Source organism: Photobacterium sp. R1, assembly GCF_054600795.1.
In genome coordinates, this window is sequence record NZ_BAAHZP010000518.1 from 1 (window position 1) to 274 (window position 274).

Annotated in this window: 1 pseudogene; it reads right to left on the reverse strand. The window is 42.7% G+C overall.

The annotated features are described in order from the left end of the window. Positions 1-255 (reverse strand): annotated as a pseudogene (locus ACYP03_RS26095) (hypothetical protein); the annotation flags it as partial. Positions 256-274 lie beyond the last annotated feature (19 nt).

Below are 274 nucleotides of genomic sequence, written 5' to 3' on the forward strand. Positions count from 1 at the left end.
GTAATAGTAAGCACTCTGACCTTTCTTGCGATAACGCTTAATGGATACAGCTTTGTCTTCGGGTAATCTGAACCCGTCACTGTGCTTGAGGTAATAATTGACCCTGTAGGCAATGTACTGCCTGTCGTACTTGTTCAGGGTGTTAAGCAGGTACTGTAACCTGCGATGATAGATTACCTTGGGTGTCAGAGAGCGCAGTATGTTACGACTGTAAAAAGCGACTTTGTTATTTTTATGTCGTTGTATCAAGGTCATCATAGATCTGTTTTGGGAG